Here is a 7067-nt window from a genome sequence, read left to right as displayed (position 1 = left end):
GTCGCCGTTGAGTAATGATCGGGACGACTCCTACGGTGGCTCTTTAGAAAACCGGGCGCGCTTACTGCTGGATGTTGTCGATGCGGTTCGTACTGAAGTTTCGAACGACGTTCCGCTGTTGGTTCGGTTGTCAGCGGTGGACTGGGTCGAAGACGGCTTGACCATTGATGACACTGTGCAGGTAGTCCAATGGTTACGTGACCACGGTGTCGACCTCATTGATGTGTCCAGCGGTTCGAATATTCCGGCGGAAATTCCTTCGGGCCCGGGATACCAGGTGGCGTTTGCTGAAGCAATCCGTCGCCGCACCGGTGTGCCAACTGCTGCCGTCGGGTTGATTACCGAACCCTTCCAAGCCGAGCACATTCTCGTGACCGAGCAGGCCGACGTCGTCTTGGTCGGCAGAGAATCTCTGCGCAATACCGATTTCCCGATTTATTCGGCCCAAATATTGCGGCATAACAACCCGCCGGTACCGGCGCAGTATCATCGCGCGTACCGTTAGGAAGTGCTAATCCCCGGTGATCAGGTGTTCGAGTTCATCGGGTTGCAATAGCGACACGATGTCGTCGTCAACGGTCAAGAACCCTTTGTTCCGCAACCTCGACAGGGCACGGCTCAAGGATTCCGGCGTCGTGCCCAACAGTGAAGCAATATCCTTCTTACTCAGGGGCAACTGAACCCGCATGATGCCGTTAGTTACTTGCCCGCTTCGGATCAGTGGTTGCTGCAATAAATAGTCGGCGATTCGAACATCCACGCTTTGGCTACTCAAGGTCAGCCGATGTTCGGTATGAGCCAGCCGGTCACCCAGGGTCCGGAGCATGCGATGGGCAATATTGGGGTACTGATCGATCAGTTTGGTGAGGTCGTCGTGGACAAAGACACAGAGTCTGGTCTGCGAGCGCGCTTCTGCTTCCTCTAGCGTTGAATTCCCCGTCAGAAAAGCGTGTTCGCCGAGGGTCTCGCCCGGACGGGCAACCCGCAGCAACTGTTTTCTGCCACTAGGCAGCGTGCGGCTGATTTTGATTTCTCCGGTGTGTACAACGAACATTTTTCCGGTGCGTTCGCCGGCCCCGTGGACGAGTTCGCCGGCTGACAAGATTTGCGGACGTGCCACGGTGGCCACGAGATCCTGCTGTTCCGTGGTGAGTCCAGAAAATATGGGGACTCTTCTCACACAGTTATCGTCGTGTTCAGTAATGTCTCGGATAAGCAGTTCACGCATGATTGCATATCGTACCGGAAGGCCACTCCCGAGACTTGACCAACGTCAAGGACAATGATTTCGGCTCCCTCTAATCTAAAGATACATCCTCACAACAAGAGGACTTCAGATCACAACTTTGAGGGAAAGGGAACACCATGTCCACACAGAACACCACACATACGCTCCTACGCGCTGAAGGCTTCTCATGCCCATCATGTGTCAACAAAATTGAAAAACGTGTTGGCAAGATGCAGGGCGTCGACAACGTAAAAGTTCACTTCGCCAGCTCGCGTATAGAAGTCGACCACGATGAAACTCAATCATCGGTTGATGATCTTGTTGAAGCGGTGGCCAAAGCTGGATACACGGCCAGACCCTCAGCGTTCTAGACTCCATATACATATCGCAAAAGGGGCGAACACAGTGAACAGGCTACAAAAATGGTTCCGCGGTAACTGGGCGGTACCGGTGATCTCAGGATTTTTGATCCTGGCGTCATTTGCCGTCACCAACCTCGGCGGGGGCGTACTCAACACGGACTTGTCACCACGCTGGTGGTTCGACGCCGGTATCCATGCCCACCACGGCACCGAGGTGTTTACCCTCGCGAATCTGCTCATGCTGGCCGCTGCCGTCGTCGCAGGCTACAACATTGTTTTACAGGCCTTCCGAGCACTGACGACCAAGATGATCAGTATCGACCTGTTGGTGTCGGTGGCCGCCATCGGTGCGGTGATTATTGGGAACTTCTGGGAAGCTGCCGCGGTGACTTTCCTGTTTTCGATCGGTCACGCATTGGAAGCCGGTACGATGAACAAAACCCGATCAGCTTTGGCCGAACTGGTGGCCGTTGCACCGGATACCGCCATCGTCATGCGTGAAGGGGCTCAACGGGAAATCCCGGCGCACCAGGTGTCCAAGGGCGAAATCGTCTTGGTAAAAAACGGGGCAAAGGTACCGGTCGACGGTGTTGTATCGGACGGCACCGGGTCCATTGATGAAGCCTCGATTACCGGTGAGTCCATTCCGGTGGAGAAGACTGCCACAGACCAGGTCTTTGCGGGTACCATCTCTCGCGGCGGATTTCTGCAGGTGGAAGCCACCGGCATCGGTGCGGACACCACATTGGCGCGCATTATTCACCGTGTTGAAGAAGCCCAGGATGCCAAAGCAAAAACCCAGGCATTCATTGACCGCTTCTCTACCTGGTACACCCCCGCGGTGATGATTCTGGCATTGGTTGCCGGGCTGCTCACCCAAGACGTCGTCCTTGCACTGACACTGCTGGTGATAGGTTGCCCGGGTGCCCTGGTCATTTCCATTCCCGTTGCCATTGTGGCGGGCATCGGACGTGCCGCACGCAACGGCATCCTGATCAAGGGTGGCGAGTACCTAGAGACCTCGGGGAAAATCTCGGCGGTGGCCGTCGATAAGACCGGCACACTGACTGAAGGACGTCCGGAACTGACCGACGTGTTGGTGGTTGATGCAAGCCTGACGGAACTGGACGTGCTGACTGTGGCTGCGGCCGCTGAAGCTGGTTCCGAACACCCGTTAGCCCGTCCAATCCTGGAGGCCGCAAATGAACAAGGAGTCTCGCCGCAGGGTTTTCCGCAAAAGATCACTCCTGTTGTTGGCAAAGGCATTGTCGCCGACGTCGATGAGCGCCAGATTCTGATTGGGAACCCAGCGCTGCTGGAACAATATGGGGTTACTCAGAGCCCGCTCGCTACTGAATCCGCGGAGATGTTTGCGGCAGCGGGCAAAACTCCGATGATCGTTGCCGTGGATCAGACGGTCATCGGTGTCGTCGCTGTTGCCGACACCATACGTACCGACGCTGCAGACATGGTGTCGCGGCTGCACGAAGCGGGTGTAACCAAGGTTGTGATGCTCACCGGCGATACCCGGTTGGTGGCTGAATCCATCGGTCATGCCACCGGGATTGATGAGATCCATGCGTCACTGTTACCAGAAGACAAACTGGATGCGGTGACGAAGCTGCAGCGCGAAGGGCACACCGTGGCCATGGTTGGTGACGGCGTCAATGATGCGCCAGCGTTGGCAACAGCTGACATTGGTGTGGCGATGGGCGCGGCAGGCTCGGGAGTGGCCATCGAAACAGCAGATATTGCCCTGATGGGTGACAACCTAATGAAACTTCCGGAGTCCATCAGCTTGGCCAAACGGACCACCCGGGTGATGAAACAGAACATTGTGATAGCACTGACAACCGTTGTTTTACTGCTGGCCGGTGTGTTTGCCGGTGGTGTCACGATGTCCTTGGGCATGTTGGTGCACGAAGGATCCGTGCTCGTCGTGATCTTGAACGCTATGCGGCTCATGCGAAACGACAAACACGGAACCGCACTGCCGAAACAGCAACGAAATGTGGCTACCAGAGCTGAGGATTCAGCTTCGGTGGCGTCCTAACGCAAACCACGAACGCTTGGCCTTGAACAGGGTAGTTCGAGGCCAAGCTTTTTGCTACTCTGAACCTACCTTGTATAGGAATCGGGGAGAGCACCATGGGAAAGCTCATCTATTCAATGATTGTGTCACTGGACGGCTATGTGGCAGATGCCGATGGGAATTGTGCGTCGTGGGCACAGCCCACCGAAGAAGCGCTGAGTTCCCTGAATGACGCCATGACCAATGTGAGCACTTATCTTTATGGTCGTAAGATGTACGAGATGATGGCCGTTTGGGAGACAGATCCGGAACTGGCTGCCTCGTCAGTTAGACATGAGCCTGCAGCGCGTCCAACAGTTTGACGACGGCGTCGTCTTCCTCACCTATGACATCAACCATCCGCAAAACGGGCTCAGAGGCTAACGTCTTCTGTAGCAGCGGCAATGGTGGGGAAGCGGAAGCTATATCCCGAATCTTTGAGCACGGTAGAGCGTGCTTTAGTGCTGCCCATCAGTAACCCTGGTTCCATGCGGAGGAGGTTCATACCAAAGTTGAGCAGGCTGGCCGGAATCGGGAAGTGGCGGGGCGCCAGCCCCGGGGCCAATGCGTTGATGACTTCGGATAAACGGGTTTGCTGCGGGGCAACAGCGACCACCGAGGACGGCGGTTCGGACATATTCAGTAGATGTTGAACGATGCCCACCCAATCTTCTTCATGAATCCAGGGCAGATAACCATCGATATTCGGACGCGTCTTGGTCATGGCCATAGCGGACAGACCCATGGTGATCTCCGACTGTTGTCCCAGGACGACGCCGGTCCGCACGATAATCGCGTCGTCGGGAGCGGATGCCTCCCAATCGTCCACCAACTGGCCCATGCCCTCGGGGCCGTCATGGTCCGCGGTGGGGAAGGTAGCTTCCGTGAATTCTTCTGTGGATGCGGGATCCCACAGCGGCACCGCGCTGCCTTGAACCCAGCGATGCAGTACACCGCCTTCACTTTGGGCGGCTGCCACGGCATCACGCAGCGTTTCGGTTGGTTGCACACGCGATGCTTTGTGTTGTTCAACTTCTTTGGGCGTGAATTTTGGGCCCAGGCGACGGCCGACCAGGTTGATGATATTGAACCCGGACTGGTCCATGAGCTGATCATGCAGTGGACCAATGTCATCGTGTCCCCAGCGTGCTTGTGGGTACGGCGCACCCGATGTAGGGGTCCGGGTCAGCACGACCGCGCGTTGCCCGGCCGCCAACAGTCGAGTCACCAGCCGTGAGCCGAGATAACCGGAGCCGCCGGCTACAATATTGAGTGGTTGATCCAGCTCGGGTCCGGTGGATGCCATCTGGAACATTCGTGCACCAACGGCACCGAGGTCACCGGCTAATGGTGCAGCCAATGCAACGCCCAACGGTACAGCTAACGGGCCAACCACGTGAGTGTGACGCGTCAGGTTTGTGCCACCATTGGCACTCGGTTCAATCCGCCAGTTCTGTTGGGTGTGTCCGCCGGGTTGGTCCTGGCGCCAAGCAAGCTCACGCTGAGTATCAGCGGTCACAATGGTTGCCGGGGGCGCGGTCGCGGCATGGATAAAGCCACGAATCAGTGCCTTGGGCACCACCTTGACGGTGTCTCCGACTTGTAACCGGTCACCTGCCATTTCGGCGGGGGAGAACTGCTGGAGGTGGTCATCGAATTGTAACCACGCGCTGGGATCGCCGAGCAGATCCCAGACCTGGTCTGGCTCGAGAGCTACAAAAACTGATTGTGAACGAGAAAATCCCATGTGTCTATCGTAGGGCGGTTAAACACAACGGTTGGCAAACAACCCATGAGTAGAGTCGTTGCCAACCGTGGTACGGGGTCGTCGGAAACTATTTGGTTGAAACGGTTTCTTCCATCCGAGTAAATTCTTCGTCGATTTCTGGTGCGGGTTTTGCAGTAAGCAAGGACACCACGATGGCAATCACGAAGTGGGCCAATACGCCCGGTACGATTTCGTAGAGGTTGATCGCTTCCTTGATGGCGGGGACCGTACCCCATATGTAGGTGACTGCCGCACCGGCGACCATACCTGCTAGTGCGCCCATCGCGGTGACCCGGCGCCAGTAGAGAGCCAGCAAGATCATCGGACCGAAAGCGGCACCGAATCCGGCCCAGGCGAAACCGACGAGGTCTAACACGGTGGCCTCGGGGTCTTGGGCGATGAGGATTGCAATGACGGATACCAACACGACGGATCCACGGCCGAGCCACAGCTGGGTACGTTCGTTCGGATTGCGTTTGAACAAGCCGTAAATGTCTTCCACGAGCGCCGATGAGGACACTATGAGCTGCGATGACATGGTCGACATAATGGCTGCCAGCACAGCAGCCAAGATAATGCCGGCGATGAACGGATGGAACAGAATTTGTGAGAGTACCAAGAACACCGTTTCTGGGTCCTCGAGTGTTTCACCTTCGCGTTGGAACCAGGCGACACCAATCAACCCGGTCAGGACAGCCCCGAGCATGGAGATGCCGACCCAGCCGGTACCGATGCGGCGGGCCGTTTTGGCTTCTTTGTGGTCACGGATGGCAAAGTGACGCGCCAGAATATGGGGCTGGCCGAAGTAGCCCAGGCCCCAGGCCAGACCGGAGATAATGATCAGCGCGGACGCGGTGGTCATGCCACCACCGGTGAAGGATAAGTGGTCTAGCCCCGCCTGCAGATCTGATTCGCTGATCAGGCTGACCACCTCGCCCGGACCGCCAAGCTGGATGGTGGCGATGACTGGTACAGCCACGAGTGCTACCAGCATCAGCAAGCCTTGGGCGACGTCGGTCAGTGAGACGCCGAGGAAGCCGCCGAAAACGGTGTAGAGCAGGGTGAAGCCGGCAACGACGAGGAGTCCGGTCATATAGGGCCAGCCGAAGGTTGATTGGAAGTACGCGCCGGATGCGACCATCATGGAAGCCACATAGAAAATGAAGAACAGCAGAATGATGACGGCTGAGACCGAACGCAACAGTCGAGTGCGGTCACGGAACCGTTGCTCGAAAAAGGCGGGCATGGTGATCGCATCTTCGGTGATTTCCGAATACACACGTAACCGTGGGGCCACAATTTTCCAGTTCAACCAGGTACCGAGGATCAGACCGATGGCAATCCACGCCTCGATCACACCGGTGGCATAGAGTGCACCGGGCAGACCCATCATGAGCCAACCGGACATGTCGGAGGCTCCGGCTGATAGGGCAGCGACTCGTGGGGACAGGTCTCGGCCAGCCAAGAGGAATTCGCGGCCTGTTTTTGTGCGGCGGAAGGCATAGAAGCCGATACCGACCATACCCAACAGGTAGATGACAATGGCGGCGAGTTGATAGGCATGTTCTTCACTCATAGCAAACAATTATTCGCCACTGTCAGCCAAACCACCAAATCACTGTTGTTTGAATACGACAC

General features: G+C 56.7%; 7 protein-coding genes. 4 read left to right on the top strand and 3 right to left on the bottom strand.

Annotation, left to right across the window (positions count from 1 at the left end; genetic code table 11):
- The coding region (locus L0H14_RS05505; RefSeq protein ID WP_301421474.1) for a tRNA-dihydrouridine synthase at window positions 1-505 on the top strand (505 nt) is incomplete at its 5' end.
- 6 nt (window positions 506-511) lie between these two features.
- Here L0H14_RS05505 and L0H14_RS05500 read toward each other — a convergent pair.
- Window positions 512-1228, bottom strand: coding sequence for a Crp/Fnr family transcriptional regulator (locus L0H14_RS05500; RefSeq protein WP_301419385.1), 717 nt, complete (start codon window positions 1226-1228; stop codon window positions 512-514).
- 137 nt (window positions 1229-1365) lie between these two features.
- Here L0H14_RS05500 and L0H14_RS05495 point away from each other — a divergent pair, with 137 nt between their 5' ends.
- From L0H14_RS05495 to L0H14_RS05485, 3 genes are all read left to right on the top strand, one after another.
- A complete protein-coding gene (locus L0H14_RS05495) occupies window positions 1366-1599 on the top strand; it encodes a heavy-metal-associated domain-containing protein (protein WP_301419386.1) in 234 nt (77 codons plus the stop codon).
- A 34-nt stretch (window positions 1600-1633) separates the two neighbouring features.
- Window positions 1634-3643, top strand: a complete 2010-nt coding sequence (locus L0H14_RS05490) for a cation-translocating P-type ATPase (RefSeq protein WP_301419387.1) — start codon at window positions 1634-1636, stop codon at window positions 3641-3643.
- 95 nt (window positions 3644-3738) lie between these two features.
- A complete protein-coding gene (locus tag L0H14_RS05485) occupies window positions 3739-3984 on the top strand; it encodes a dihydrofolate reductase family protein (protein ID WP_301419388.1) in 246 nt (81 codons plus the stop codon).
- Window positions 3985-4034: 50 nt separating this feature from the next.
- On the opposite strand, the gene L0H14_RS05480 is transcribed toward L0H14_RS05485, so the two are convergent.
- Together L0H14_RS05480 and putP are read right to left on the bottom strand one after the other, a co-directional pair.
- Window positions 4035-5408 (bottom strand): DUF1731 domain-containing protein, encoded by a 1374-nt coding sequence (locus L0H14_RS05480; protein ID WP_301419389.1) that lies wholly within the window; start codon window positions 5406-5408, stop codon window positions 4035-4037.
- Window positions 5409-5496: 88 nt separating this feature from the next.
- Window positions 5497-7005 carry a sodium/proline symporter PutP gene (putP, locus tag L0H14_RS05475; RefSeq protein ID WP_301419390.1) on the bottom strand — a complete coding sequence of 503 codons (1509 nt, stop codon included), beginning with the start codon at window positions 7003-7005 and terminating at the stop codon, window positions 5497-5499.
- Between the last annotated feature and the right edge of the window lie 62 nt (window positions 7006-7067).

This window comes from Yaniella sp. (assembly GCF_030453185.1).
GTDB lineage: Bacteria > Actinomycetota > Actinomycetes > Actinomycetales > Micrococcaceae > Yaniella.
The sequence above is the reverse complement of the archived record's forward strand: the minus strand, read 5'-3'. Positions and strand labels throughout refer to the sequence as shown.

Excerpts from the sequence above, each read along its gene's own strand:
- L0H14_RS05500 (WP_301419385.1), bottom strand. The coding sequence starts at position 1,228 with ATGCGTGAACTGCTTATCCGAGACATTACTGAACACGACGATAACTGT.
- L0H14_RS05495 (WP_301419386.1), top strand. The coding sequence starts at position 1,366 with ATGTCCACACAGAACACCACACATACGCTCCTACGCGCTGAAGGCTTC.
- L0H14_RS05485 (WP_301419388.1), top strand. The coding sequence starts at position 3,739 with ATGGGAAAGCTCATCTATTCAATGATTGTGTCACTGGACGGCTATGTG.
- L0H14_RS05480 (WP_301419389.1), bottom strand. The coding sequence starts at position 5,408 with ATGGGATTTTCTCGTTCACAATCAGTTTTTGTAGCTCTCGAGCCAGAC.
- putP (WP_301419390.1), bottom strand. The coding sequence starts at position 7,005 with ATGAGTGAAGAACATGCCTATCAACTCGCCGCCATTGTCATCTACCTG.